Annotated in this window: 23 protein-coding genes; 11 read left to right on the top strand and 12 right to left on the bottom strand. The window is 46.8% G+C overall.

Going from position 1 to position 26479, the window contains the following annotated elements:
• The first annotated feature begins 91 nt into the window (after positions 1-91).
• From A1OO_RS14295 to A1OO_RS14285, 3 genes are all read left to right on the top strand, one after another.
• Complete coding sequence (locus A1OO_RS14295) at positions 92-1477, top strand: TldD/PmbA family protein (protein ID WP_016958568.1); 1386 nt, start codon at positions 92-94, stop codon at positions 1475-1477.
• Complete coding sequence (locus tag A1OO_RS14290; RefSeq protein ID WP_016958567.1) at positions 1477-2820, top strand: TldD/PmbA family protein; 1344 nt, start codon at positions 1477-1479, stop codon at positions 2818-2820. Before A1OO_RS14295 ends, A1OO_RS14290 begins: the two co-directional genes overlap by 1 nt.
• 119 nt (positions 2821-2939) lie before the next feature.
• The gene (locus A1OO_RS14285; RefSeq protein ID WP_016958566.1) at positions 2940-3452 is read left to right on the top strand and encodes a GNAT family N-acetyltransferase; all 513 of its coding nucleotides are present in this window, start codon (positions 2940-2942) and stop codon (positions 3450-3452) included.
• Positions 3453-3458: 6 nt separating this feature from the next.
• Here A1OO_RS14285 and A1OO_RS14280 read toward each other — a convergent pair whose 3' ends face one another.
• From A1OO_RS14280 to A1OO_RS14270, 3 genes are all read right to left on the bottom strand, one after another.
• On the bottom strand, positions 3459-3932 hold the full coding sequence (locus A1OO_RS14280) for an NYN domain-containing protein (RefSeq protein WP_016958565.1): 474 nt from the start codon (positions 3930-3932) through the stop codon (positions 3459-3461).
• 69 nt (positions 3933-4001) lie between these two features.
• A complete protein-coding gene (locus A1OO_RS14275; RefSeq protein WP_017003417.1) occupies positions 4002-4853 on the bottom strand; it encodes an alpha/beta hydrolase in 852 nt (283 codons plus the stop codon).
• A gap of 96 nt (positions 4854-4949) precedes the next feature.
• Positions 4950-5549 carry a TetR/AcrR family transcriptional regulator gene (locus A1OO_RS14270; protein ID WP_016958563.1) on the bottom strand — a complete coding sequence of 200 codons (600 nt, stop codon included), beginning with the start codon at positions 5547-5549 and terminating at the stop codon, positions 4950-4952.
• 362 nt (positions 5550-5911) lie between these two features.
• On the opposite strand from A1OO_RS14270, the gene A1OO_RS14265 reads away from it, so the two are divergent.
• Both A1OO_RS14265 and A1OO_RS14260 read left to right on the top strand, forming a co-directional pair.
• Complete coding sequence (locus A1OO_RS14265) at positions 5912-7354, top strand: cytochrome-c peroxidase (RefSeq protein WP_241819124.1); 1443 nt, start codon at positions 5912-5914, stop codon at positions 7352-7354.
• A 59-nt stretch (positions 7355-7413) separates the two neighbouring features.
• Positions 7414-7956 (top strand): DinB family protein, encoded by a 543-nt coding sequence (locus A1OO_RS14260; RefSeq protein ID WP_017003415.1) that lies wholly within the window; start codon positions 7414-7416, stop codon positions 7954-7956.
• 43 nt (positions 7957-7999) lie between these two features.
• On the opposite strand, the gene A1OO_RS14255 is transcribed toward A1OO_RS14260, so the two are convergent.
• Positions 8000-8629 carry a flavin reductase family protein gene (locus A1OO_RS14255; protein ID WP_017003414.1) on the bottom strand — a complete coding sequence of 210 codons (630 nt, stop codon included), beginning with the start codon at positions 8627-8629 and terminating at the stop codon, positions 8000-8002.
• 156 nt (positions 8630-8785) lie between these two features.
• On the opposite strand from A1OO_RS14255, the gene A1OO_RS14250 reads away from it, so the two are divergent.
• Complete coding sequence (locus tag A1OO_RS14250; RefSeq protein WP_016958559.1) at positions 8786-9748, top strand: hypothetical protein; 963 nt, start codon at positions 8786-8788, stop codon at positions 9746-9748.
• Positions 9749-9829: 81 nt separating this feature from the next.
• On the opposite strand, the gene phnP is transcribed toward A1OO_RS14250, so the two are convergent.
• The 4 genes from phnP to A1OO_RS14230 form a co-directional block, all read right to left on the bottom strand.
• Positions 9830-10588 (bottom strand): phosphonate metabolism protein PhnP, encoded by a 759-nt coding sequence (gene phnP, locus A1OO_RS14245; protein WP_017003413.1) that lies wholly within the window; start codon positions 10586-10588, stop codon positions 9830-9832.
• Positions 10589-11075: 487 nt separating this feature from the next.
• A complete protein-coding gene (locus A1OO_RS14240; protein WP_016958557.1) occupies positions 11076-11387 on the bottom strand; it encodes a hypothetical protein in 312 nt (103 codons plus the stop codon).
• 102 nt (positions 11388-11489) lie between these two features.
• The gene (locus tag A1OO_RS14235) at positions 11490-12062 is read right to left on the bottom strand and encodes a cytochrome b/b6 domain-containing protein (protein WP_016958556.1); all 573 of its coding nucleotides are present in this window, start codon (positions 12060-12062) and stop codon (positions 11490-11492) included.
• A gap of 207 nt (positions 12063-12269) precedes the next feature.
• Positions 12270-14813: an Ig-like domain-containing protein gene (locus A1OO_RS14230; protein ID WP_016958555.1), complete on the bottom strand. Its 2544-nt coding sequence runs from the start codon at positions 14811-14813 to the stop codon at positions 12270-12272.
• Between the two features lie 477 nt (positions 14814-15290).
• On the opposite strand from A1OO_RS14230, the gene dctP reads away from it, so the two are divergent.
• Entirely contained in the window at positions 15291-16325 is a 1035-nt protein-coding gene (dctP, locus tag A1OO_RS14225) for a TRAP transporter substrate-binding protein DctP (protein WP_016958554.1), read from the top strand.
• Positions 16326-16439: 114 nt separating this feature from the next.
• Positions 16440-17003 carry a hypothetical protein gene (locus tag A1OO_RS14220; protein WP_017003411.1) on the top strand — a complete coding sequence of 188 codons (564 nt, stop codon included), beginning with the start codon at positions 16440-16442 and terminating at the stop codon, positions 17001-17003.
• 56 nt (positions 17004-17059) lie between these two features.
• Here A1OO_RS14220 and A1OO_RS14215 read toward each other — a convergent pair whose 3' ends face one another.
• Positions 17060-17386 carry a hypothetical protein gene (locus A1OO_RS14215; protein WP_016958552.1) on the bottom strand — a complete coding sequence of 109 codons (327 nt, stop codon included), beginning with the start codon at positions 17384-17386 and terminating at the stop codon, positions 17060-17062.
• A gap of 90 nt (positions 17387-17476) precedes the next feature.
• On the bottom strand, positions 17477-17869 hold the full coding sequence (gloA2, locus tag A1OO_RS14210) for an SMU1112c/YaeR family gloxylase I-like metalloprotein (RefSeq protein ID WP_198928796.1): 393 nt from the start codon (positions 17867-17869) through the stop codon (positions 17477-17479).
• Positions 17870-18343: 474 nt separating this feature from the next.
• Between gloA2 and dgt the strand changes: the two genes are divergently transcribed.
• A complete protein-coding gene (dgt, locus tag A1OO_RS14205) occupies positions 18344-19804 on the top strand; it encodes a dGTPase (RefSeq protein WP_017003409.1) in 1461 nt (486 codons plus the stop codon).
• 60 nt (positions 19805-19864) lie between these two features.
• Here dgt and A1OO_RS14200 read toward each other — a convergent pair whose 3' ends face one another.
• Positions 19865-20491 carry a TetR/AcrR family transcriptional regulator gene (locus A1OO_RS14200; protein WP_016958549.1) on the bottom strand — a complete coding sequence of 209 codons (627 nt, stop codon included), beginning with the start codon at positions 20489-20491 and terminating at the stop codon, positions 19865-19867.
• Positions 20492-20626: 135 nt separating this feature from the next.
• On the opposite strand from A1OO_RS14200, the gene A1OO_RS14195 reads away from it, so the two are divergent.
• Both A1OO_RS14195 and A1OO_RS14190 read left to right on the top strand, forming a co-directional pair.
• Entirely contained in the window at positions 20627-21718 is a 1092-nt protein-coding gene (locus tag A1OO_RS14195; RefSeq protein WP_016958548.1) for an efflux RND transporter periplasmic adaptor subunit, read from the top strand.
• A 5-nt stretch (positions 21719-21723) separates the two neighbouring features.
• Positions 21724-24816 carry an efflux RND transporter permease subunit gene (locus A1OO_RS14190; protein WP_017003408.1) on the top strand — a complete coding sequence of 1031 codons (3093 nt, stop codon included), beginning with the start codon at positions 21724-21726 and terminating at the stop codon, positions 24814-24816.
• Positions 24817-25244: 428 nt separating this feature from the next.
• Here the strand turns inward: A1OO_RS14190 and A1OO_RS14185 are convergent, their stop codons facing one another.
• On the bottom strand, positions 25245-26405 hold the full coding sequence (locus A1OO_RS14185) for an AAA family ATPase (protein ID WP_017003407.1): 1161 nt from the start codon (positions 26403-26405) through the stop codon (positions 25245-25247).
• Between the last annotated feature and the right edge of the window lie 74 nt (positions 26406-26479).

The raw sequence follows: 26479 nt of genomic DNA, 5'->3' as shown, positions 1-26479 counted from the left end.
ATATCACTAAAAGGGAAAGATGATTGGTGCGTTTGAACCTAACTGATACTCTGAAGGTATAAGAAGCTGACTCTTTTTTCAGGAGGAAGAAATGCTAAATACGAACACTGCCAAAGCAGTGATTGATCATGCCCTATTTCTAGGCGCTGATTTTGCGGAATTGTTCATTGAGCGACACCATTCGGGTAGTGTTGAAGTGCTGTCCGGTGATGTTGATAAAGTTAACTCCGGCATTGATTTCGGGATCGGTATTCGACTGTTCTTTGGTCACAAAGTTCTTTACGGCTACACCAACAGTCAAGATGAAGAAAAACTCAAACAAGTTACCTCTTTACTATGCGCGAAAGACAAACGCGACCAAATCGTGAATGCTGGCGCATTAAACCTAACCGTCAATAGTGACCGTCACCCCGTGACAATGCCCTTCTCTGCTAACAACCACGTTGAAGAGAAAATTGCATTCCTCAAGCGTGTCGATGCAAAAGCGCGTGCAGAAAGCGATAAAATCTCCCAAGTAATCAGTCGTATTATGCAGCGCGAGCAGCAAATCGAAATCTTCAACTCGACGGGTTTACACATTCAAGATACTCGCCACTACACGCGTATTGCGTCTTCTGTTGTCGCAACACACGGTAACGAGCAATCTACCGGTTATGAAGCGCCTGGCATGCTCTCTGGCTGGGAGTTCAATGGCCAAGTTAATCCTGAAGCATTAGGCGAGATGGCAGCCAAGCAAGCCCTGATTAAACTCGGTGCGGCGGCGTGTCCTTCCGGTGAAATGCCCGTTGTTATCGGTAATGGTTTTGGCGGTGTGATTTTCCACGAGGCATGTGGTCACTTGCTCGAAACTACCTCAGTGGCGAAAAAAGCCTCCGTCTTCCACGACAAAATGGGCGAAATGATTGCCAATCCTGTCGTGAATGCCGTTGATGATGGCTTGATGAAAAACGAATGGGGTTCAATCAACATCGATGATGAAGGCATGGAAACCCAGCACACGCAATTGATCACAGACGGTAAGCTCACCAGCTTTATGGTCGATCATATGGGTAGCCTGAAAACCGGCTTCGCCCGCACAGGCTCTGGTCGTCGTGAATCTTACAAATACGCGCCAACTTCACGTATGCGTAATACCTACATTGAGGCAGGTAATGACGAGCTTGAAGATATGATTGGCGGCATTGAACGCGGTATTTACGCCAAGAAAATGGGCGGTGGTTCAGTGCAACCTGGCACGGGCGAGTTCAACTTCGCCGTTCAAGAAGCCTATCTCATTGAAAACGGCAAAGTCACCACGCCGCTTAAATCTGCCACTCTGATCAGCACCGGACCAAAAGTGCTGAAAGAGATCAGCATGGTCGGCAAAGACTTTGAGTTGGCAGCAGGCATGTGTGGTTCAGTCAGTGGTTCAGTGCCAACGACTGTAGGTCAACCTGCATTGAAAGTAGACAATATTTTAGTGGGAGGCGGTAGCTAATGAGTGAGACTAATACGTTAGAACAGGCCGTCGAGCACGTTTTAGAGCTGGCGAAAAAACAGGGCGCACAGGCGGATGTTATTGCATCCAGCAGCGAAAGCTTTAGCTTAAAATCCGACCAGGGTGAGTTGTCTGAGTACAAGGTAACAGCCAGTCAGGTGATTGGTGTTCGCGTGATCAAAGACGAACACATTGCCATCAGTTATTCAGAGTCCTTAGAGCCTGAAAATTTGTCGCAGATGGTGAATCAAGCACTCACCAATGCCAGCTTTACCAAGAAAGACCCGTACCAGAAAATTCGTTCTGAAGGGTTAATTTTGCGTACTGAGTACCCGGAAATATTCCAACAAGACAGTGCAACACCCGAGCAAAAAATTGAGCTGGCGTTGTCGTTAGAAAGCCGTATTCGTGAAAAACCATTGGCGAAATCTGCCCCTTATAACGGTTACAGCGAAAACAGCGCCACCGTATTGCTTGGCAATACACTCGGTACACGCTGCTCGCATCAAGAGCGCACATTCAGTTGCTATACCGCTGCCTTGATCGATCACAATGACAAACAAGCTATGCATGTAGCGGCGTCTATCGCGCGTACTTTTGATGGATTATCGCCTGACAAAATCATCAACGATGCCTATGAAATGGCAGACGCCTTGCTGGAAGGTGAGCCCATCGCAACAGGTCAATACTCGGTCATTTTCGAGCAAGACTCCCTGAACGATGTACTCGGCGCATTTGGTAGCTGTTTTTCAGGCGAGTCCGCCAAACGAGGCACTAACCCATGGCGAGATAAAGTTGGCGAGCAAGTGATGAGTCCTTTGCTGACATTCAAAGATGTCGCTTACATGCCAGGGGGCTTTTCCATCAAAGCGTTTGATGGCGAAGGTTTCGCAACCGCCGACACACCGCTAATTGAAAATGGGACATTGGTTGGCTTATTGCACAATTCAGCCACTTCCGCACATTTCGGCGTTGCACACACTGCTAACGCAGGCCGTTCAGCAAAAGGTACCCTGAGTGTGTCATCACGTCACGATGTCATTTCAGCAGGCACGAGCAGCGAAGCTGAAGTCACCGCGGGTGAATATCTCGAATTGGTTGAACTGCAAGGTGTCCATTCAGGTGCAGATTCTATCAGCGGTGAGTTCTCCTTTGGAGCAAGCGGCTTCCTCTGCCGAGATGGTAAGCGTCTGAAACCGGTTCGTGGCATCACCGTGGCCGGTAACTTCTACACCATGATCAAAGAAGTCGAAGCCGTAGGTAGCACCGTGATGCCAAACTATGACGGTTGTTTTTTTGCGCCACTGATTCGCTTTGCGCGATTGAACATCGCCGGTAAGTAACTTTTTTAGCCTGAAACTTGTCAAGAGCCCTAAGCAGGGCTCGTTTCTTTGTATGTTTTTTCAAGGATGTTCTATTTCAACTGCTATTCCTTAGTCGCTTTTTTTAATAAGAATCAGTTATGCCTTCATCAAAATTCATACTCGAAACCAAACGTTTGACGCTGCGCCGTCTAAACGATAAAGACGCACCGTTTATTCATCGCCTTTACAATACCGAAGGGTTTCTGAGTTTTGTGGGTGATAAGAACATTGGAAGCGTTATAGATGCAGCCGTTTATCTTCGTGCATCACTCATGCCTATGTATACGCATGCCCATATGGGGTTGTTTGCCGTCGAGGAAAAACAAAGCGGTCTACCGATCGGTATCTGTGGATTGATCAAAAGAGATTCATTAGATGACATCGACTTGGGGTATGGATTCTTCCCTGAGTACGAAGGGAAAGGCTATGCGGCAGAAGCGGCACAAGCAATGATTGAATTGGCAACAAACACCCTCAAGCTCTCAAAAATTGTCGCCATTACGCACCCTCACAATGTTCGCAGTTTGGCGCTGTTAGGACGATTAGGCTTTGTGCTTGAGTCTGGAATAGAACCCGCGCCAGAGCTCGTCTTGCTAAAGCGCGATCTATAGAAATAGTTACAGCAACATATCGTCTTCGATAGGAATAAAACGGTCAACGCTGTTTACCAGTGAATTGGCAGTTAGAGTCGGTACGCCAAACACCACCGCCTCTTTACCATACCCTTCCCGTACTCTGTCCATCAAAACATCAAAGTCACCATCGCCAGACAACAACACCACCATGTCGACTTTGGGTGCAGCTTCCATCACATCAATAGCAATCCCAACATCCCAGTCACCTTTGCTGCTTCCATCACTACGCTGAATAAACGGCTTAAGTTTGACCTCAAAGCCAATGTGACGCAGAGCATCTTGAAACTTAATTTGCTGGTCATCGTCACGGTTAATGGCGTACGCCGTTGCTGAGACAACTTCCCCCATGTGAGCGAGGTTTTTCCACAACAAACGATAGTTAAACTGGCGACCATATGCTTGTCGGGTTGTGTAATACACATTTTGCACATCAACAAAAACAGCAATTTTTTTCAAAGGATTACCTTATCGACGAATAAACAGAAAGACAGATGAGAGCGAGCCAAAGCATAACACAATAGCCCTTTATGCTTTATCAGCGATGCGCAAAAACGCTTCTTTTAATGGATCACTTTTCAACACACGCCCATGGCCTAACCCTTCCGTTGCCACTAGCGACACATGCGAAAATTCCGTCGCCAATTCTGACACCGAAAACGGAGCGAACTTGTCCCCTCTGTCGTGAACGATAGTGATTGGAGATTGGCGTTGGGCGAGTTTTTCAAATGGATCGATACTCTCAATCGTCGTGTTATAGCGCTTACCCACATCTTCCACGACTGCGTGAAACAGCTTCATTGAATAACCCGAGGCTTCAACGGTACCAAATAAGTTTTCCCAATATTTCAGCACAGGAGCAACAAGAATGATGGGCTTGCCATGAAGGCAAACATGGTCACTTTCAAGCAAGGTCGCGCCGCCCATAGAGTGCGCGATAACACCTTCAATCTCATCTTGATGTATCAATATGCCGTCTAGCGCGTTAAGAAACGCGGGGATACTACCCTCTTTTCCTTCACTTTTACCGTGGCCGGGATGGTCGTAAGCCAGCGCCGTATAACCCGCCTGAGCAATGTGTTCCATTAACGGAAAAAATTGGTTTGCTGACCCTGACCAACCATGGGTCAACAGCCAAACAGGGCCACTCCCCAACTGGTAAGTCATCATTTTCCCTTCCGACGTATCGACCGCTTTGATCAGCATACTTGTCGGTGCCGCGTTATTCTCTTTTCCTTTCGCTGGCGTCAGGAAAATCCGTCGAGCCGTTTTCAACGCATGCTTTGGGGCAATGCGATGATGAAGCCGAGAAGCAATACTCAACGCACTGCGACGGAAACTAAATCGCTTATTTTTACCGAAGTAGATTTTGCTGCTCATTTCACATCCCTTTATTTTTAGTACGGTCGTGCTTTTATGTTGGAATAAAAAAACAGACCGACTTAAAGACTGCTTTACTCATTGATGAAAATTAAATTAATTCGTGAGTTTACGTGTGCGAGCGAACAATTCATCAATGCCCGTCCAAAATTTTTGTGCCCCGTTACTTTCCAGACCCAAGGTCCTAAACAAATGGCTACTCAGGTATAGCCCATACAACTCATACACTGTTTGCCAGCAATCCATATCGTCATGAAACTCACCCAGTTCTATGCCTCGTTCAAACTGAATGTGAAGGTAGTGAAGCCATTTCTTGATGGTCGCCTCCAGCACTTTCTGCATAGGATCATCGTCCGTGTGGCTTTCACGCCACGCATCAAGAAACATACAACTACCTTGAAACGAACTGTTCCATGTCAGCCAGTTATCCAGCATGTGGCGAATTTTTGCTTCTATGGACACATGCAAGGCTTCTCTACAGGGTGCGATCACTCGCTCTGCGAATCGCTCTCCGGCATAAGCCACAACGGCTGCTTGTAGGTTACTGCGTGAATTAAAGTGCGCAAACAATCCACTTTTCGACATACCCACGCGTTTTGCTAGCTCGCCAATGGTTAGGCTTTCCAACCCTTCCTGACTCGCCATTTCAAATGCAATAGATAATATCTGCTCTCTGGTCTGACTCTTTTTGCTCATGAGTAACTTCTGTCCTGCGTTATTTCATTAATAGCACGAACGTTCGATTTATCAATCTTAGTTTTTCTGGTCAGAGTTGTGCCAGCTCACCTGGAGCCATTTTTTGGTCAAGATGCAATGCCTTAAGCCCATCAAATATACACTCAATGTTAACTTGGATAATTGTGCGGCTGATCCAATTATACCTGGAATCTCAAATAGATCTCGATGCAAAAATGATATGTTTCCCATGCGTGAGACTGCCTAAATATCAAGACAAATTGAAAATTACTCTGATGCTAGCATTCTCAATGTTGATCTCTTTAAAAAGCGACCACTCATAGGCAAAACACACAATGGTTAATTTTGTTTGGAAAACATCCGTGATATTTCTCATCCTGATTTCGCTGTCAGGCTGTAACGAAGATTTTTGGCTCAACTACCAATTGAGCAAAGAAATTGCCAAGCATAATTTTACCGGTGACCCCGCGGAGGGACGAACGCTTCCGCATATTTCAGAACCGTTACCACAACTCGGAAAAGCGCTCTTTTTTAGCAAAGCGCTTGGTGGAGACAAAGATACGGCCTGCGTGTCATGCCACTATCCCACATTAGGAGGTGCTGATGGGCTCGCACTTCCCATTGGTGTAGGTGCTGAAGAGCCAGACGTTCTTGGCCCAGGTAGACGTCACAGCAGCTCTTCAGAGCACTATGACGGCGGTCCAACAGTGCCACGCAACTCGCCTACTGTTTTCAATATGGGTCTTTGGGATCGTTCAATATTTCACGACGGTCGAATCGAGAGCCTATTTCCTGTTCCAGGGCAAAATGGCGCCATAGGAGGGATTGCTACGCCAGACGTTTCTTTGGGCATGGCCGACCCAGATGCTGGTATCAACCTGACCGTTGCCCAAACACGTTTTCCTGTCACCTCAAAAGAAGAGATGCGCGGGTTTGAGTTTGAATCTGATGGAACCAATGCTGATGTGCGGAACCATCTCGCCAACCGCCTACAGGGCGCATCGGGATTCGAACACGAGTTAGACGAGAATCGATGGTTAGACGAATTTCGCGACGTGTTCAACCAACCAGATACCGACGCCGAAAGCTTGATCACCTACGGCAATATCGCACTGGCGCTGGGCGAATATGAGCGCTCAATGGTGTTTACCAACACTCCTTGGAAGCAATATGTGCAGGGCGATATGGCCGCACTATCAAAAAATGCAAAAAAAGGTGCGCTGCTGTTTTTTAATGAGCCTCAACAAGGTGGTGCTGGATGTGTGAATTGCCACTCAGGGGACAATTTTACTGATGAGGATTTCCACGTTATCGCAATGCCTCAAATTGGCCGAGGTAAAGAAGACAGCACAATGGATCAAGGCCGATGGTATGTCACTGGCGCAGATAATGATCGCTATGCATTTCGGACACCATCACTCCTCAACGTGACAAAAACTTCGCCTTGGGGCCATGCTGGCGCTTATTCTTCACTTAAACAGGTTATTTTGCATCACGCCAATCCGCAGCAGGCTATTACGCAATTCGATTACAGCGAACTGGACCAAGATATTCAGGCCTCAATGTTACTGACAAACACACGCCCCGCGTTGAAGCAACTGCAAACGTTACGCAGTGAAGGCCAGTCCAAACTGCCGCGTATCTCATTAAGCGATAAAGAAGTCCTCCCGCTTATAGCGTTTGTCGAATCGCTCACCGACCCTTGTGTGGAAGACAGAGAATGCCTCTCACCATGGATCGCTACGGGTAACGGTCCAGATGGTCTAACACTTCATGCAATCAATAAAAATGGCGATCCTTTGTAAGAAAACAGCGTAGATTAAGAGTGCAACAAGACTCAAAAACAGCCTGCAGGGAGCATGATATGGACTTACAATCGAATTTTAGAATGATGGCGCGATACAATCAGCGCATCAATGCGAACCTTTTAGGTGTTTGCCGCCAACTCAGCGACGAGCAGTTGAATCAAGATGCCCACGCCTTTTTCCCGAGTGTGCTTGATCACTGGAATCACATTATGTTTGGCGACCTCATCATGCTTCAGCGCCTAGCAGCCAATCACGTTGCTGGCTTGGATGAGTCATCATTAGATGGCATGCCCATTTCTCGTGCCATCAACGATACTTTCGCGCCAAGCCTTGATGAATTTATGCCACTTAGAGTAAAACTGGACGTCATCATTTTGTCGATGGTTGAACACCTGACTGAAGATGTCACTTCTAAACCATTTACTTACACAAACACTGAAGGAAAGAGCCTCACTAAGTTCGTGGGCGAATACTGCCAACACCTCTTCAACCACCAAACTCACCATCGTGGGCAACTCACTTGTTTATTGAGCCAATTAGGATTGGATTATGGCTGCATGGATTTACCCATTGTTGTACCAGAGGGTGGCGCTGTTTGAATTAGAGATATCGATAGTTGACCTACTATAGGGCATTAAAAGCCTAGATCTCCTCCACATTCTTGCCCGGTTTTGCATAGCGAAGTCGGGCAAGACGGTTGGTGACGTGATAGCTGTCTAACCCTGATATCGCCACCGTTTCCAACGCTTCAATGTCAATATAACCATCCTCTGAAATCGCTTCTTCATCGACAATGACTTGCACGATTTCACCAATGATCAACACCGTTCCATTGATGGCCAGCGTTTGGGTTTCACGGGCTTCTAAAGCAAATTTCACGCGGCTTTCTGCAACATAAGGCGCAGCAATTCCATCTACCCACTCTGGCGTTAATCCCGATTCCTCGAATTCAGATACGTCAGCGGGATAACGTGCAGAAGTCTGATGCGCCTGCTTCCATACATCGACACATACTTGGTTAATGGTATACACACCCGAGGCTTGAATGTTTTCCAACGTGTCACGAGTGACTGTGTGGGGCCGACAGATCATGCCCACTAGCGGGGGATTGGCGCCGATGTGGAAAACAGAACTAACAATCGAGAGATTGTGATTGCCCTTGGCATCTGTAGTCCCAATCAAATTAGCGCTCTTAAAACCGGAAAGACTGTTTATAAATTTAGCGCGATAACGGTCATCCATCGCGTCGAGTTCTGTTGTGTTGAAATTCATGATCTTTTCATTTTATTGTCAGTGTATGGACCAATACAGCGTAACGTTCTTTTTCGATCATCGTGATGAATCGCAAATTTTAGAATTACCAAACAAAAAAAACAAGTTAGGATAGCCGAAAAAGCACTGTAGCTATTTGTAGAGACCAGGAAAAACATGAGCGGAATAAAGGAATTTCTAAGCCGTACATTTAAAGACAGCGTGAACGTGGCGACCACTCTGTACAAGGTCATGATCCCGACCATTATTTTTGTAAAGATTTTTGAAGAAATGGGCGGCGTTGAGTGGTTTTCAGATTTCATCGCGCCGCTCATGCAGTTGGTTGGTCTTCCCAGTGAAATGGGGTTGGTTTGGGCCACCGCGATGTTCATTAACATCTATTCTTCTTTGGTCATATTGGTCAACCTTGACGTACCCATGACAGTGGCTCAAGCGTCAATTCTAAGCTGTATGATTTTGCTAGCACACTCCATGCCGATTGAAGTGAGCTTAGCGAAAAAGTCAGGCGTCTCAGTGTGGTGGGCCATTGTCAGCCGCGTCGGCGGTGCTTTGCTCTTTGCATGGATATTACAACTGATTTACAGCACAACAGGTTCATTGCAAGATCCCGCACAAATCATCTGGCAAACTTCAGTCTCTGGCGACATCCCTCTCACCGACTGGGCGCTTAATCAAGTGCAAAATCTTGGCATTGTATTCGTTATTATTCTTGCCCTTATTCTGATGTTAAACCTGTTGAAAGTGCTCGGTATCGAACGCTTAATTGCCAAAGCACTTAGCCCGTTTTTACGATTACTTGGTATTAGCCAAGAAGCCACTAACCTGACGTTAATTGGCATTACGTTGGGTCTGTCTTATGGTGGTGGTTTATTAGTCAATGAAGCAAGAAAAGGCCATATTCCGCCTCGTGATGTTTTCACTGCCATTACCCTGTTGGGACTGCTTCATAGCTTGATAGAAGATACCATTCTCATGCTGGTGATCGGCGCGGATTTCAACACCATTTTCTGGGGAAGGCTCATTTTTGTCTTGGTGATCGTTGGAACAATTTCACGCCTGATTAGACTGGTTGATGGCAAACGCTACGAACGGTTGTTCTACCGCTCTGTTGCTATTTAGATTACAGCAGTAAGTTCGGATATACGCGTTTAGCCTAGATACCAAGCGCGTATATTTTCCTTCAGGCTCTTTTCTCTACCTTCAAATCTCCATCCCATCACGTCCAATCTCCACCCAATTCGGTACGCCATTCTCCATCAACCACCGATCGAGATCGTGACCAATATGTGTGATGATCAATTCCTTGGGCTTAAGCTTTTCTTGGATCAGGCGAGCAATATCTAAATTTCCATGATTCCCAGCTTCACTGTTAGGCGGGAAACTGCAATCAAGCACGATAGCGTCTATTGGCTGCCGCTCTAGAAGGAAATCTAAGGTTTGTGCAGAAAGACCATCTGTATCAGTCAGGTAGGCAACACTCATGATCCCATACTCAAACAGAAAGCCCATTGTGGGACGCGAGTGCTTCATCGCGAGCGGGGTGATCTTGAGCCTGTTTATATTAAAAGATTCCCCATGATCCAACGTGGGTTTAAAACTCAAGCAACCTGGATGCTTGAGCAGATCTGCGCAGCCTTGCGGGTCATCAGGACACCAAACCGGAATAGGTGACGTATTGCCCCAACGAAGATGAAACAAACCCTGAACATGATCGACATGAAAATGCGTCAACAGAAATCCATAATACGTGCCAGCCGCAAAACGTGAATGCAGGTCCATCAAGCCTGCATCAATCAGCAGTCTCTCTTGTGCACCGCCCCTTCCCCATTCAAGCATCGCTGAGCAAGGTTTTCTTTCAAACGCAGCTTGAGATCTCGCCCTTTCGCAAGCAATACATTCACAACCATACAACGGTACGCCACCCGCAGCACCCGTTCCCAATAACGTCAATCTGAGCATCTTTCATTCCCTAGCAGACAAAATAGCGGGGCTAGCCCAGTTCAAACAATGATCTCTACCTCAACAACCTCAACATGCAGGATTCATCGTGACTCCCGAAAGGCGAGTTTGTTGGTTGCTTGGATATACCGCCAGTGCTTGGACAATATAGCTGTGATTTGAATAGAGAATGCACACAATGGATATAGTTCGCCGAGTTCAGCCCAACGCTCTAATGGCGAGTCATTTACCGCAGCATCGCGACAATATATCACCCGTACATGCAAAGTGAGAGTTAGGTCAGTGTACTGATTCCTATTCATAACTGTAGTGGCTATTCGTCAAATTTTTTAACAATTACCATTGAATATTTCGGGGAAAAAGTAGTCAAATCACGTGGGGATAGAGGAGCGATATAAGGCAGGTTAGTCAGTGAAGAGACGGTTAATTGCAGCATACCCAAGAAAGAAAACGTTGAGCATGCTGCTAAACAGGCAAGAAAACAGCGTTAATAGCTCACTCTAATTTCAACTTCATAAGGCGTATTGAGCAAAACAGATTCGCCACTGCTCGAAACGGTTTCACACGCCAATACCTCACCAGAAAACATCGTTTTTTCATTTTCAATCATGTCTTTCCAAATATGATCCAGATTCAGGATGCGAGCATCACTAAATCCATCAAACTCAAGTCGAATACAACCTTGCCAGTCGTTACCGCTACCTGATTTTTCGTACTCAGCGCCTACACCCGTCACCGACCGTTTAGACATCACAGCAACAGCAAATTCGGCAACTTCTTTTTCTTTCCATGTTTCCATCTTGGATGCCTCTCATATTTACCTGACACAATTTGATATATGACAAAATTATAGACACTAATTTGCATATCGCTTATTGGCTACAGGTAAAAAAGGAATACATCATTTGCTTTGCCACCATGTCAGTAAATGCAACAGAGCAAAGAGGCCATGACCGTATATATAAGCTTCAATAGCCCCAACAGCGGTTTTATGAATAGAGAGAAAATCGGGAGCGATAGCACTGCCAAAAGTGAAGAACCCAAACCACAGCGTTCCGGTAAATACAGCCAACAGCAAGGCTAGCAACCCTAGCCCTTCTACTGTTGCGGCTAATCCGCCAGCCCGAGGCTCAGGCAAGTGCCATTTAAACAACGAGCCAATATCTTCCTTGATGGACTTGAAATCCCCGCTCACCCAAGGATATAAATCAGCCATCGAACGGCGATTCAGAACAATAATGAAAAATAACGTCGCCACCACCAGCAACCCTAACCCGCCATACATATGCGATTTGTCTATCCAAGTGAGCTGCACTTCTGTGGTATCCGCATGAACGTGCATGCCAAAGGACGTACCTAACTGAAACAATACCCAGGTCATGGTTAGCATATGCAGCCATTTCTCTGATTTGGGTAACTGAGAAAACAAAAAGGAGAGTCCTTTTAGGGTTTTGCCGCCAACATGATGAGTCATCAATTTATCTACGCCATAAAAAGCCTGAACGAAGTATATGAACGAAGACTAATCGATGAAGTCATGCTTACGAGACAGGCCGACAGTTAAGACAGGAATTAAAAATCGGCAGACTGGCTGCCGATTTTGTATTTACTACATACTTGCTTGATTACATACCGCTTAGATTATCAAACGTTGTAATGAAGCCAAGCGATAAGCTAATTATCACTGCCCTGCATTCATGGCTTTCAATTTATCACCCACTGGGCCTGAAAAATTGTAACCATCGTGCTGGTCCCAGTTGATTGACCATGTCATCACACCACCAAAATTCGGGTAGTTAAATGCTGGAACCACAGTGCCACAACTTGTGCCCTTGGTGACACAATCGAGCGCATCAAGAATGTTACGTGTCGGTGCTTGACCTGAGTTGGCAGAGCTTGGCCCAGACGGCAAACCAATCGCAACTTGATCGTCTCTAAGCGGTGCAAACATAGTGCCATTTGCGAGCTCAAACCCTTCGATCAGCATTTTTGATTGGGCAACCATCATGTCTACCGAACCTTCTGGCGCTGCACCCGCAAGGTAAGGGTTTGGCATGCCACCATTGTTATAAAGCTGGACATGCAGTAAATCGAGCGTATCACGCAACTCATCAATTAGTGGAATATACGCGCCCCAGATCCCTGTGTATGCAACCATACCACCTTGAACATAAGGATGTTCTGGTGCCATGGTAAGATACATATCACCGCCCATGTTCACTTCAATCTGCTTCAAGGCACGAGGTAAGCGCGCCTGAATTTGCGAACCGTGAAGCAAATTAGACCCGCTTTCAAGGTCGATATCTAAGCCGTCGAAGCCCCATTCTTTAATGATTTCTGTCAGGCTAGAAACAAACGCAGCTTCATCAGTATCATTGTTCAGTGTGATTGTGCCTTCAGCACCACCCAAAGACAGAACAAACACTTTGCCCTTAGCTTGCAATGCGGCCATTTCTTGCTTGAACACCTGTGGGTCAAGCGGCGCACAACTGCTGCGAATATCACCGTTATAAAGGTTGAAGTGAACCGTACCATCACTGTTGCGATCGTTTTCTGCAAAGGCAATATCAATGATATCCCACGCTTCAGACATTTCACTAAGCTTCAACGGGCAACCTGCGCCGTTCACAAAGTTGTGCCAGTAACCAATCAATTTGTGTTTGACCGCTGACTGTTCGAACACTTTCACAGTAACACCCGAAGTTGCCGCCGTTAAACCGTTACTGTCAGTTGCTAGTGCAGAGACCGTAAAGCTTCCAGCTGCGCCCGGAGTCCAATTAGCGCTGTATGGCGCATTCGAATCAGAAGCAACAATCAAACCATCAACGATGAAATCAACCTTTGATACGCTGCCGTTCAATGCACTGGCTTCTGCCGTCAGTGCGACGGTTTTGCCCAGGCCGACTGTCGTGCCAGCAGACGGTGACGTGAGACTCGCCACCAGCGGTTGGTCACTCACATTAACCAGCACACCTGCATTTCCCGTGTTGCCTTCGTTGTCGGTCGCAACCGCACTTAGGCTGATTTCACCCATGCCTTGCGCCAACCAATTAACACGGTAAGGCGCAGTGGCATCGACACCAAGACTTTGTCCCGCCGCAAAAAACTCTACGCCATCTACGCTGCCATCTGCATCCGTTGCATCAACAGCAATGACTATCGGCTCCCCAGCTAGCAACGTAGCGTTGTCCGAAGGCGTGGTAAATGTGACAGTGGGCCCAATGGCACAGATACCCAGCTCTGTCCAAGCATCGGTCCAATACTCACCGTTTTTCGGTTCGTATGCCCAGGCCGAACTCGATGAGCACCAACCGCCCACATCACATTGATATTTGTAGTTACCGTTTTGTACGATGTCACCAGCCCCGTAAGGTGTACCGGCTTTATAAGTCGGCACGCCAGCACAACCACCACCAACACTTTCACCCGCCACACTGACGGAAACTTCACCCGTCCAAGCAGAAAGATCATCTTGATCCGTCGCTTTAGCATTAAAGGTATGGCTGCCTTCTGTTGCAGGCCAGCTAACTTCAAATGGTTCCGTGTTATCAGTACCGACCAACTGGTTATCGACATAGAAATCAACACGCGCAATTGGACCGTCAGCATCAGAGGCAAGCACTTGCAGCGGCACATTATCACCCACTTTGATTTGTGATGTGCTGGTTGGATTCGTTAACTGTGCACTTGGCGGGAATCCGAAATCTGGCGGAACAACCGTGACTGAAACGCTCTGCTCACTGGACGCACCTTCGTTATCCGTCACCACTGCGCTGATGGTGTATTGTCCCTCTGTCGCCGTCCAGCTCAAGGTATACGGCGTAGCATTAACGACACCAAGGCTTAAGCCATTGGCGAAAAATTCGACATCGCTAACCGAGCCATCACTGTCCGATGCGGAGGCAGAAAGAGAAAGCGTATCGCCGTCAGTAAACTGGGTATTGTTAAGAGGTGACGTAACGGAGACAACAGGGGGCACATTTCCGCCTGATACGCATTGCCCGAGGGATTCCCATTCTTGCCATGGACCGGAATTCTCCGCAGGGTTCTTCCCAGATGTCCACCATTTGGCTTTAAACGCTTCACCTTGAAAAGCAACTTGGTTACCGCCGTTATAAACCGCGGAGGTTTCCCACGTAGGCAAAGCAGTACAATCTACCGCCCATGCAGGAAGCGCGGTAGCAATACTCAAGGCAATTGCAGAGTACATTATTGGTTTGTGCATGATGAATTTCCTTATCCGATAACAATCCCAATCAAAATACGTATTCAGTCATTCTTGCTGGTTAAAATCGTCAATCGCTGAGTCAGAGATTTTACTAATAGAATAACTACTTACTGCAATCTCTCCCTTGATGTTGACGATTTTCCCCGCGCAAGTTTATGACCGCTTACTGAATAAGATGGGTATAAAATACAGAGGACTCTCACTTTATTCTTGTCATGAAATATCCCATAACCATCATGGTTAATTAGCCCACTACACTCCAAGCGCTATGCGTATTTTTTGTTCACAATTGCTACACTGCATCAAAGCCAGCAAGCAACGTTTCGGTTTCCCTCAAGCAAAAATCAGACATCATCACTGTTTTATTGCCGCAAAGTCTCATTGAATACACTGATGGCAATGCGTTTTTTGCGTTATCAACTTAATAGGGAAAGATTTCATCACCTTGAGACGACTGCAAAAGGACGCAGAATAATGAAGATAAGAAAGGTATTTTTGCAGGGCATTGCGATTTGTTTAGTTTGGATGACGATGCTCACCCATTCATTAGCGGCGACTGAACCACCAGCAGTGTGGCGCTTTGGTCTCGAAGAAATTGAAGGCTCGGTGCAGGATATCTATGCGCAGGCGTTCAAGAAAAAAGTCGAAGACAAATCTCAAGGCGAGGTTGCTGTTGATATATATTCCTACGGTATGCTCGGCGAATCAGAAGACCTTACTGCACTCACTGCCATTGGTACCTTGCAACTGACCCATGCTTCGATGGGTATCATCGGAGCCCAAGTGCCAGAAATGCAAGTGTTCACGATTCCTTACCTTTTCTCTGCCGACGACGAACTCAATCAACGAGTGCTTTCCTCTAACCCCACGCTTTATGAGATTTTGGGCAATGCATTGATTGACCAAGACCTGCGATTAATGACGATCTATCTCGAAGGTGACATGGTGTGGTCCACCAATAAACTCATTCGAAAGCCACGGGATTTTAACCAATTTAAAATGCGAGTGATGAACTCGTCATTGGTGATAGAAACCTTCAAACTTTTTGGCGCACAAGCGTTACCTCTTCCTTATTCGCAAGTGTACGGCTCACTACAAGCCCGCATTATCGAAGGACAAAGCAATCCAATATTTTCAATTGAAGAAATGAAGTTCTACGAAGTCACCGAATACCTTATTTGGTCCGGACAACAAAAATTCACCACCTCCGTACTCGCCAATCAAGCGTGGTACTTAACCCTGTCCTCCGCGCATAAACGCATTCTCAGCGAAACAATAGAAGAGCTCTCGCCCTATATATTCGAGCAACAAACCAAGCTGAACAAAGCACAGCTGAAGACCATCAAAAAATCCAAGCCCAGCATGACCATGGTCACGCTCACTAAACGCGAAAAAGCCGCATTCAAGAAAGCCTCTGATCCCATTAGGAAACAGTATATTGAGAACGCAGGCGAAGCGGGAAAACGTTTATTGGAAGCATTAGAAGCAGATTTCAACAACGTTAAGTAAATCCAACTTTTTTATTTAGCAACTCTTGGGACAATTAGCGTTTTTTATATATGTTCAGCACTATAGGAATAGAATACCATCAATAATCGCTAGAACATTTTAGGATACGTGCCGTTGAAACTCGCGATAAACGTCTTTCTCACCATTCTGATCATGCTTAGCCCAAGCACTGCTTTGGCATTTAACAAGAAAGGCACACAGTTCGTCGATACCATTAAACTTCATGGCTATATTGATGGATATGGCAATGTAAGAGTGAAGAACGCCAAAATCACAGAACTGCCCGATCCTTTGGATGTTAAAGGTTTTCTCGATATCCAAGGTAGCGATATTACCCGTTTGCCCAAGGAACTGAAGGTTGCGGGTTACTTGAACGCATCACATTCCAAACTCACACGCGTGCCAAAAGTCGATGTGGGTGGATACATGAATTTGACTGGCACAAAGGTCACGTCGCTGCCCAGAGGTTTGAACGTCAAAGGCGATTTGAGCTTGGTTGATACGCCTATTAAAGCGTTACCACGAAAGCTCAATGTTGAGGGGAATCTTTATCTCGCCAATACGGGCATCACCGCACTGCCGCCCGATTTACGCGTGGGTGGAAATCTGTATTTGAGAGGAACAAAAATTAAAACCGTCCCCGAAACCGTGCGAGTCGGCGGAAAAGTCTATCGCTAAGTGAGTAAATGGATAGATCGTCAGGTGAGAGCAAAGCAGATAACCCAAGGCTAACATCACGCCGCTTTCCGCGATTCACGAAATTGTGCCAGCTGAACAGAATGAAGCTTTCGGCGCAACGAGATACCATAGCGATACACTTTACGCCCTTGACGAGTGATCGCCCCTTTGTGTTTGATGACAACGAAAAAGGTCGGCATAGAATTTACCCGTAACTCACAGGGGCCTTCTTCGAGTTTCCATTCAGATACAAACCCGATGCCCTTTTCAGAAATATCGGTTATCACTATACTCACGCGCGGCAAGAACTTATGCGCCCATAGCAGCTGCCCTTTCACACGTGGGTTACACCTAAATCGTCGCCAGCGGCGTACTTCCTTCATCCGTAAATCCATCAGTTGCATATTAACCAATGGCATATTATCAGTGCGAGGTTTTACATTTCCGCCCCAAATTCGAGACAAGACCAGAATTCATCGAATTGATAACTCATAGAGTTCCAATGGCAAGCCATCTGGATCGCTAAAAAACGTGAAACGCGCTTGCGTATATGGGTCAATGCGGATCGGCTCGCATTCGATCTTGTTTTGCTGGAGGTGCTGAATGACCAGGTCAATGTCTTCGCACTGAAACGCCAAATGGCGAAGACCTTGCGCTTCTGGGTATGACGGTCTCTCTGGGCTTTGTGGAAACGAAAACAGTTCTAACTGCCGACCATCGGGCAATGCGACATCCACCTTCCAAGAATCTCTTTCGGCGCGATAGTTTTCTGCTTCCAACCTAAAACCGAGCACATCAACGTAGAAATACTTTGAACGCATAATGTCACTAACAATCAGCGCCACATGGTGCACCCCAGAAATCATACTCATCACTCTTCTCTCTTTTTGGGTTTTGCTTTGCTTTTATAGACAATTTACAGAACTTGCCAATTTGTGGTGGAATTTACCACGCAAAAATCAGCCTCCAATCCTCGCGGGCATAACTCATTGATTTATTGATGCTATAAATCTGGCATCCAAATTGCTGTGCTATTCCGTATATCATATTTCAAGTGACACAATGCTCGACTTGAATCACAGGGAATTTCAGCATGTCAGTACCAAATCGAAAGCACCAGTATGTGTTAGGCCTAACCATTTTTACCTTTGGACTTGTTGCCGGTATCGCGGTTATTTCACGAATTTTCTAGCCATAAGTCATCAACAGTCTGTCTACACGAAACCATTGTGGTCGCCAACAGAGTCTCGAACCTCCACTCTGTTACCGTCACTATGTACATTATTATCTTCCAGCGCTAAGGTGATGAAATAACGTTGCTTAGTGCCAAGGAAGCCTAAATGTCTACGATTGATTTCAGCAAGAAAATCAGCTTCGCTCGCCCCCAGCCCTATGGGAGTAACCTACAAAGGGCGTTTGAAAGCGATCGTGGACGCATCATTAACTCTGCACCCATTCGACGATTACAGCAAAAAACACAAGTATTCCCACTCGAGCGTAATTCCGCGGTACGAAGCCGTCTGACGCATTCCATGGAAGTCCAGCAGGTTGGCCGCTTTATCGTGCATACCATCTACGACCAACTGGATGAAAGCCAAAAACAGCAATATGGTTTATCAGACCTTGAACGAGCAATTGAATCCTTGGTGGAAATTGCCTGCTTGATGCATGACATGGGAAACCCACCGTTTGGGCACTGCGGCGAAGATGCCATTAACCGCTGGTTTACTCAAAACTTGACCGAGCTTAAACCCATGTCGGGCTTAATGACGAAGCTGCCCATCGCATTGATTGAACCCATTATCCATGAGCTTTGCCATTTCGACGGCAATGCGCAAGCGATTAGGTTGGTTCACTCCCTTCACCGTTTTAACCTAACTTACAGCCAAGCCGCCGCCGTGTTGAAATACACGCGCCCAGCGACGGAAACAAAACAAGACGTGCCAGCGTGCAAAAGCTATCTCACCAAGAAGGTCGGTTACTACGCGACGGAATCGCGCTACGTAGAAGACATGATGCGCGAACTCGAGATGGAAAAATACTGTCGTCATCCGCTTAGCTACATCATGGAAGCCGCCGATGACATTTCTTACTGCATGGCTGACTTAGAAGATGCGGTAGAAAAACGCATTCTGTCGCTCGAAGCGTTAACCGGACACCTTAAAAGCACCTATCAAACGCTCGAACCACAGAATCGCCCGATCAAAAAAAACCAAACCTTCGACGAGCTTTTAGATTGGGTATACAACGACGCTCAAGTGGACGAAATCAGCAAAACTCATAAGTTCTTCATCAAACTGCGCGTTGTGATGGTTCACCCTTTAGTGAATCATGCCGCAAAGCAATTTACCGACCACATTGGCACTGTTTTCACAGGAGAATTTAACCGTGCTTTGATTGAAGACAACAGCCAATTTCATGCCATCACGCAAACCTTCAAGCAGGTCGCGATCAATCACGTATTTAATGCCCCTGAAGTGGAAACACTAGAGCTACAGGGTTATAAAATTATTGGCGGCTTGCTCGATCAATATCGTCCGTTGCTAGACTTGCCATTAGACGATTTTAAGAAAATTGTCGACGGTGATGGACGCTATTTTCCGGTAGAACGCAGATTGTTTAATAAGCTTTCTGGTAAACATGTTGCAGCATACAGTTTGGCATTGAAAGAAGAGATGACGGCTGAGAGCACAGCGCTGTGGGAATTCTATCTACGCTGTCGACTACTGCAAGATTACATCAGTGGAATGACCGATCAGTTTGCGTTCGACGAATACAAGTCTTTGATGGTAAGCGGATAAAAGCGATTGATAATTAGCTGCTCCTGTTCAAATCACCATTACGATTTGGTGGTTTGATCCTCAAAGCAGATGGGAGGGATACCCATATCCACGGAGGAACACCTCCACACACTTATTGATGTAACTGCGACGCGTTGTTTCATCTTCACCTGCGTCAAAACCAAAAAAGCCCCAGTAAACGGGACGGCCATGCAGCATCAGCAAAAGCTGCATCGACGCGGCTTCTGTGTCTTCGCAACAAGGCAAGTCACCGTTTTTCACCAACGTGGCTAAATAATCACTGAGCAACGCGATATTACGTTTCGGCCCCTGCTCAAGGAAAATTTTGGCAATCTCAGGGTGTGTATCAGACTGACGGATAGTGTTCTGGAATGTATGCCTCGCCTCTTCACCCAATAGCATGCTCTGAAAAAGCCAACCATATTCGCATAACACTTCATGGGCAGGACGTTTATCACTTTTCAGATCCCAATTCAGCCCAGACGTCATGCACTTGTCGATAATACAGGTTTCAAACAGGTGATCTTTACTGGAAAAGTGCGCGTAGACCGTTTGCTTACTGACTTTCGCATGCTCTGCAATCGCATCCATTGAAATGCCATAGCCCTGCTTTGAAAAGAGCTCGATTGCCGCTTTTAAGATTTGCTTTCTCTTTTGCTCTTTTCGCTGATTAAGATGCGTTGTCATTAATGTTCCTTAAATGAAACGACAGGAGATAAATAAAGCAATCAAACTAGACAGTCCAGTTTGATTGCTTTATTTTTGATCAATATGGACTAGACAGTCTAGTCTAAATACTAAACGGATTATGAGTATTTTGCCATGCCTAGATATGCGTCGACGATTGTTCTTGTTGCATCCCTGTCGCTACTGACGGCGTGCAATAAAGAAACACAAGCTCAGGAAGAAACGCCGCCAGAGAGCGTTCCATCAGTGACGACGCTTTCAGTGGCAATGACTCCCGGATACACCATTAACCGAGAATTCGTGGGAACCGTTCAAGCTGGGCAAAGCGCCAATCTCGGTTTTGAACTCGGCGGAAAAGTGAATGCGCTCATGGTCGATGTGGGTGACACGGTCCAAGCAGGCGATCCACTCATTGTGCTCGATACCCTGTTACTTGATACAGAATCTCAGCAACTTTCTGCGCAGCTTGAACAACTGGACGCACAACTCGACCTGATCAAAAACAATCTGCAACGCCAACGTCAACTTAAGAAAAAAGGCTTCAGCGCAGATTCAGAAATCGATTCCCTGACCAGCCAACGTGACGCCCTATTGGCCAATATTCGTCAGCTTGATGCATCACTTGCATCCAGTGCGTTACGCAAAGACAAATCGACTATCTACGCGCCCTACAGCGGAAAAATCAGCCATCGATTCGTGTCCAATGGTGATGTAGTCAGCATGGGTGCACCCACATTAACCTTGTTGGCGGATTCACAAAAAGAAGCACAAATCGGCATCCCCGTTAAAGCGTTGGCCGATATCAATCAGATGACAGATCCAACTATTCGCGTGGGTAGTCAGCAATATCCTGCCAAGTTACTTAACCCTGGCGCAGACATTGATATGCGATCGCGTACCATCACATTGCGCTTTCTGTTGCCTGAAGAAACGTCAGCCATAAACGGCGAACTGGCTTACCTACAATACAATTACCTTTCTCCTGATGAAGGGTTTTGGATGCCGCTCGCAGGCGTTACAGATGGACTTCGCGGCATGTGGAATGTGTACGCTGCGGTTCCGAACGAGAGTGGCAGTCATGAGATAGCACGCCGCTCTGTGCAGGTGCTTCATGCTGACGACAAAAATGCGTACGTTTCGGGGGCAATTGACGACGGTGAACTCGTCGTAATCGAAGGATTACACCGCGTCATTGCTGGCCAACAAGTCCAAGTATTGACGGAGTAAGCATCATGGAAAAGCTGCTCAAAAATACACGACTATTGGTGTTGTTTACTGTGCTAGTTTTGGTCTCAGGGCTATCGGCACTGTCGACATTACCCCGAGCTGAAGATCCGGCCTTGGTCAACCGATGGGCGACAATCACCACCGTTTACCCCGGCGCAAGTGCAGAGCGGGTTGAAGCCCTCGTCACCGAAGAGATCGAACGCTCTCTTCGAGGTTTAGATGACATTAACCTCATCGAATCACAATCTAAACCCGGTATTTCAGTGATCACCGTTGAGCTAAATGATGAAATAATCAACGCTGAACCGGTTTGGTCGAAGATTCGCGATAAGTTAGGCGATGCAACGCCACAGCTTCCTCAAGGTGCCTTGGCACCTAATTTTGACAATGACCATTCCAACGCCTTTACCTACATCGTCGCGCTCCAATGGCAAGGTGGCAGTGAACCTGACGCCTTGATCATGGGTCGCTATGCCAGTGAGCTCGCCAAGCGATGGCGAAACCTTTCTGATACGGACTTTGTCGATATCCATGGCCTGCCCGATGAGGAAATTTTGGTCACATTGGATGTCGCCGCGTCAAGCGCATTAGGTCAATCCGCCCTGTCGCTATCCAACGCAATTTCTGGTGCAGACGCAAAAAATGCTGCTGGTGAACTTCACAGTAAAGACGCACGTTTTCAGCTCGAAGTCGCAGGAGCGCTCAATTCTATAGACCGCGTCAAACGCGTTCCCGTTGCCATAGATAGCAATGGTTTTCTGGTTAGGCTTCAAGATATTGCCACGATAGAAAGAGCCGCTGCATCTCCGCCTGCCCAAATAGCGATTATGGATGGGAAACCCGCGGTACTTGTATCAGCACGCATGCAAAGTGATATTCGTGTAGACCGTTGGACAGCATCAGCAGAGACCATGCTAGACGCTTTTCGCACTGAACTACCCGCCAATATTTCGCTTGAACCTATTTTCAAGCAGGCACGTTATACCGAAACTCGCTTGTCTGATTTAGTCGAAAGCCTGCTCCTTGGTTTTGGGCTAGTGCTCATTGTTCTGTTTATTACTTTGGGTTTTCGTTCCGCATTGTTGGTTGCACTATCGCTTCCCATTGCTTCAGCATTTACGCTCGCGCTGATGAGTTTCACTGGCCTACCGATAAACCAAATGTCCGTCACGGGCTTGATCGTATCGCTAGGTATTATGGTGGATAATGCCATCGTAATGGTCGATACCATTCAGCACTACCGCCAGCAAGGCGTGAAACGACTAGAATCCGCCATGCGCGCGATTCGCCACCTTTGGTTACCTCTTCTGGGATCGACCCTCACCACCATTTTGGCTTTCGCTCCGATCTTCCTAATGCCAGGGCCGGCTGGTGAATTTGTTGGCGCTATCGCCATCACCGTGAGTTTCTCTTTGATTGGCTCTTACCTGGTATCCCAACTGCTCGTGTCTGCCTTTGCTGCAAGATGGTTGCCTGCAGGCGAATCCAGCACGCGTTGGTATCACGCTGGCATTACACTTCCTAGGCTAAGCGCACTGTTTAGAACGTCTATACATAGCGCTATTCGTTTCCCACTGATCACTATTCCTTTAGTGTTCATCGTGCCCATGACAGGATTTTGGGCAGCAGGTCAGCTCACCGAGCAATTCTTCCCACCTTCAGACCGAGACATGTTTGAAATTCAGGTTTACCTAGCGCCGCAAGCCAGCATGACGGCCACTTTGGAAACCACGCAAGAAATCGACAGCATCATGGCAAACAATGACGATGTGGAGAGTATTGGCTGGGTGGTAGGTAGCAACTACCCATCGTTCTACTACAACATGATGGGTAGACAACGTGGCGCACCAAATTTCGCTCAAGCCATGGTAAAAGCCAAAAATTTTAGTGCCGCAAACGAAATGATCCCTCAGCTGCAAAGTGAGCTCTCTCGTGCCCTGCCTCACGCCCAAATTTTGGTTAGAAAGCTTGAACAAGGCCCTCCGTTTAATGCACCACTTGAAGTTCGTGTATACGGGCCAAACCTCAACACATTGCGTGAAATTGGCGAAGAAATACGTCTACTGATGGCGCAAACACCTGATGTGATCAACACTCGCGAAACCTTGCAGCCCGGCGTGCCAAAAATCACCATCAATGTGAATGAAGAAGCAAGCCAACTGACAGGTATGTCCCTCAGCGAGGTTGCCACGCTGCTTAACGCCTCTATGTCCGGTATTGTGCAAGGCAGCGTGATTGAAGAAACAGAATCAATTCCTGTGAGAGTCAGAGTGGATGACGAATCACGCACCAGCCTTTCCCAATTAAGCCGGATCAGATTGCCGCTAGCTGGCAATGAAGGACCAATAGATCTTCCTCTTACCGCCATCGCCGATTTGAATGTAGAGCCAAGCCGAGGCGCCATTCCTCGTCGTGACGGTGAACGTGTTAATGTCATTGAAGGCTACCTTACTGCAGGCGTGCTGCCTCAAACCGCACTCAATGCGTTCAACCAAAAACTCGCCGAAGCCAACATTCAGTTGCCCCCGAGTTATCGAATTGAGTTTGGAGGAGAATCGGCTGAGCGAAATGAGTCTGTTAACCAACTAATGGCAAACCTGACCATAGTCATTACGTTGTTGATTGCGGTTGTGGTGGTGTCTTTTAACTCATTCAGGTTGGGCGGGATCATCTTCTTAGTCGGTGCACAAGCCGCCGGACTGGGCTTACTGTCTGTCTGGATTTTTGGTTACCCGTTTGGTTTTACCGTGATCATTGGTTTACTGGGTTTGGTGGGGCTTGCTATCAATGCCGCCATTGTCATATTGGCTGAACTCAAAGCCAGCCCTGCTGCGGTAGCGGGAAACAGAGATGCTATTGTTGAAGCAGTCAGCAGTTGTGGACGCCACATTACTTCTACCACGATTACCACGATTGGTGGCTTCTTACCGTTAATTTTAGCTGGCGGTGGATTTTGGCCTCCCTTTGCAATTGCCATCGCAGGCGGTACTCTACTCACAACGCTACTTTCGTTTTATTTTGTCCCTGCGGCCTTTAAATTCGCGGCCTCCGTGTATCCACTAGACAAAGAAAATTCACTCGAAAGCCAAATGGTATAACCCCGAAATATTCAACACCCATAAAAAAACAGCCACCTAAAAAGGTGGCTGTTTTTCCTAATCGAATCCACGCTAGCTAAAAAGCATAAAGCACAGGGCTGATCATCAAGCCCATCAGCAGCAAAATTGGAAACAAAAGTTTGATAATAAATGGAACCCGCATGGTGGTTTTCCTTTTCATCGTGTAGCGATGAACACATCACACTTAATATGCAAACATGTTTACAGCACGCTCATCCTAAAATCGTCTCAGCGGATTAATTATAGGCACAAATTTTCACTTCCACATACAGAATTGCATACGTTTTTGGGCATTAATTTTGACACCTGATCTTTTCCTTTGAAACGAAAGGAGTTAGCTGACAATTTTAAAGAGACATTTATCACGATTTTTTGTCACTTTTTCCAATCCCACTCGATATTCTGATCTATTCAGGCCAATTCCAATTCGGTCCATCTAGCATTCCTTGACCTTGCACTTCCGTTTGGCCCAACACTTTTTCCAGCGCGATGGAATGGCAATCGGGATGTTCATTCAGTGCATTGATAAGTCGATTTGCATGAGAGATCACCCAAATCTGGGAGTGCTGTGAAGCATGACCAATCAAACGCGCCAAAGCGGGCAATAGATCAGGATGCAAACTGGTTTCCGGCTCATTCAGTACCATCAACGCAGGCGGCCTTGGCGTAAGCAGTGCCGCTATCCACAACACAAATCGCAACGTTCCATCAGAAAGCTCTGCGCCCGTTAATGGTCGCAATAAACCCTTTTGGAAAAATTCCAACGAGAAACGGCCATCGTCTTTGGTGACAACACGCAGCTTACAACCGGGAAAGGCGTCTTCTATGGCGTGATCTAACGCTTCATTGTCACCAATTTCGATAATAGTTTGTAGCGCAGCTGCCAAGTCTCGACCATCGTGATGTAACACAGGCGTACGTGTGCCGAGCTGTGGTTTTCGTGCAGGGGCATCGCTGTCAGTACGGAAATGATCATAAAAACGCCAGCTTCGAATCATTTCTCGAACATGGAAAACTTCCGCTGCCGACGCCGGGTCGGCATGAGAGTCAAACAGACTGTCGTAATTAGGAATGTGTTGAGAAATCACTTCCCACTGCCTGCCTTGACGGATCTTAACGACGCCCCCTTTACGCTCAACCAACGAACTTGCCGGTCGATAATAGTCACCGTTAAAAATGCATTCGTGTTTAATTTCAGGGTCAAACGCAAATGCGGATTGCTGTGGTGCAGGAAGCCCCAACGAGATCGCATAACCAAAGGTGTCACTGGCAAACCCCAGCTTAAGCCTCATCACATTGTTTCGCTTAGTGCCTTGAACCTCAACATCACCGCGCCTCATCGCGTCAGAGATCGTTTCTGGCCCCGCCCAATAGGTTGAGTGCAAACCACCTTCTTCCGCCAGTGAATTGATCACGCCACCAGAGGCCGTTTTGGCCAGTAAACGAAGCGCTTTATAAAGGTTCGATTTACCACTGCCGTTAGGTCCTGTTATCAGGTTCAACGCCCCAAGGGGAAGAGTAAGAGACATGATAGATCGATAGTTAGCAATCGAAAGAGATGTGAGCATCGAAGACACCTAGCTTAACTGTTTTTATATACAGTATCATTAAATCTCAGGATTGGAATACTTGAGTGAAGAAA

This window comes from Enterovibrio norvegicus FF-33 (assembly GCF_000286835.2).
GTDB classification, from domain to species: Bacteria; Pseudomonadota; Gammaproteobacteria; order Enterobacterales; family Vibrionaceae; genus Enterovibrio; species Enterovibrio norvegicus_A.
The sequence above is the reverse complement of the archived record's forward strand: the minus strand, read 5'-3'. Positions and strand labels throughout refer to the sequence as shown.

What these genes read in the sequence shown, in the direction of transcription:
- A1OO_RS14275 (WP_017003417.1), bottom strand. Translation starts at nt 4,853, where the DNA reads ATGAGCAGCAAAATCTACTTCGGTAAAAATAAGCGATTTAGTTTCCGT.
- A1OO_RS14285 (WP_016958566.1), top strand. Translation starts at nt 2,940, where the DNA reads ATGCCTTCATCAAAATTCATACTCGAAACCAAACGTTTGACGCTGCGC.
- A1OO_RS14230 (WP_016958555.1), bottom strand. Translation starts at nt 14,813, where the DNA reads ATGCACAAACCAATAATGTACTCTGCAATTGCCTTGAGTATTGCTACC.
- A1OO_RS14290 (WP_016958567.1), top strand. Translation starts at nt 1,477, where the DNA reads ATGAGTGAGACTAATACGTTAGAACAGGCCGTCGAGCACGTTTTAGAG.
- A1OO_RS14235 (WP_016958556.1), bottom strand. Translation starts at nt 12,062, where the DNA reads ATGACTCATCATGTTGGCGGCAAAACCCTAAAAGGACTCTCCTTTTTG.
- dctP (WP_016958554.1), top strand. Translation starts at nt 15,291, where the DNA reads ATGAAGATAAGAAAGGTATTTTTGCAGGGCATTGCGATTTGTTTAGTT.
- A1OO_RS14195 (WP_016958548.1), top strand. Translation starts at nt 20,627, where the DNA reads ATGCCTAGATATGCGTCGACGATTGTTCTTGTTGCATCCCTGTCGCTA.
- A1OO_RS14270 (WP_016958563.1), bottom strand. Translation starts at nt 5,549, where the DNA reads ATGAGCAAAAAGAGTCAGACCAGAGAGCAGATATTATCTATTGCATTT.
- A1OO_RS14185 (WP_017003407.1), bottom strand. Translation starts at nt 26,405, where the DNA reads ATGCTCACATCTCTTTCGATTGCTAACTATCGATCTATCATGTCTCTT.
- A1OO_RS14255 (WP_017003414.1), bottom strand. Translation starts at nt 8,629, where the DNA reads ATGAATTTCAACACAACAGAACTCGACGCGATGGATGACCGTTATCGC.
- phnP (WP_017003413.1), bottom strand. Translation starts at nt 10,588, where the DNA reads ATGCTCAGATTGACGTTATTGGGAACGGGTGCTGCGGGTGGCGTACCG.
- A1OO_RS14295 (WP_016958568.1), top strand. Translation starts at nt 92, where the DNA reads ATGCTAAATACGAACACTGCCAAAGCAGTGATTGATCATGCCCTATTT.
- A1OO_RS14260 (WP_017003415.1), top strand. Translation starts at nt 7,414, where the DNA reads ATGGACTTACAATCGAATTTTAGAATGATGGCGCGATACAATCAGCGC.
- gloA2 (WP_198928796.1), bottom strand. Translation starts at nt 17,869, where the DNA reads ATGATTTCTGGGGTGCACCATGTGGCGCTGATTGTTAGTGACATTATG.
- A1OO_RS14215 (WP_016958552.1), bottom strand. Translation starts at nt 17,386, where the DNA reads ATGAAGGAAGTACGCCGCTGGCGACGATTTAGGTGTAACCCACGTGTG.
- dgt (WP_017003409.1), top strand. Translation starts at nt 18,344, where the DNA reads ATGTCTACGATTGATTTCAGCAAGAAAATCAGCTTCGCTCGCCCCCAG.
- A1OO_RS14200 (WP_016958549.1), bottom strand. Translation starts at nt 20,491, where the DNA reads ATGACAACGCATCTTAATCAGCGAAAAGAGCAAAAGAGAAAGCAAATC.
- A1OO_RS14240 (WP_016958557.1), bottom strand. Translation starts at nt 11,387, where the DNA reads ATGGAAACATGGAAAGAAAAAGAAGTTGCCGAATTTGCTGTTGCTGTG.
- A1OO_RS14250 (WP_016958559.1), top strand. Translation starts at nt 8,786, where the DNA reads ATGAGCGGAATAAAGGAATTTCTAAGCCGTACATTTAAAGACAGCGTG.
- A1OO_RS14190 (WP_017003408.1), top strand. Translation starts at nt 21,724, where the DNA reads ATGGAAAAGCTGCTCAAAAATACACGACTATTGGTGTTGTTTACTGTG.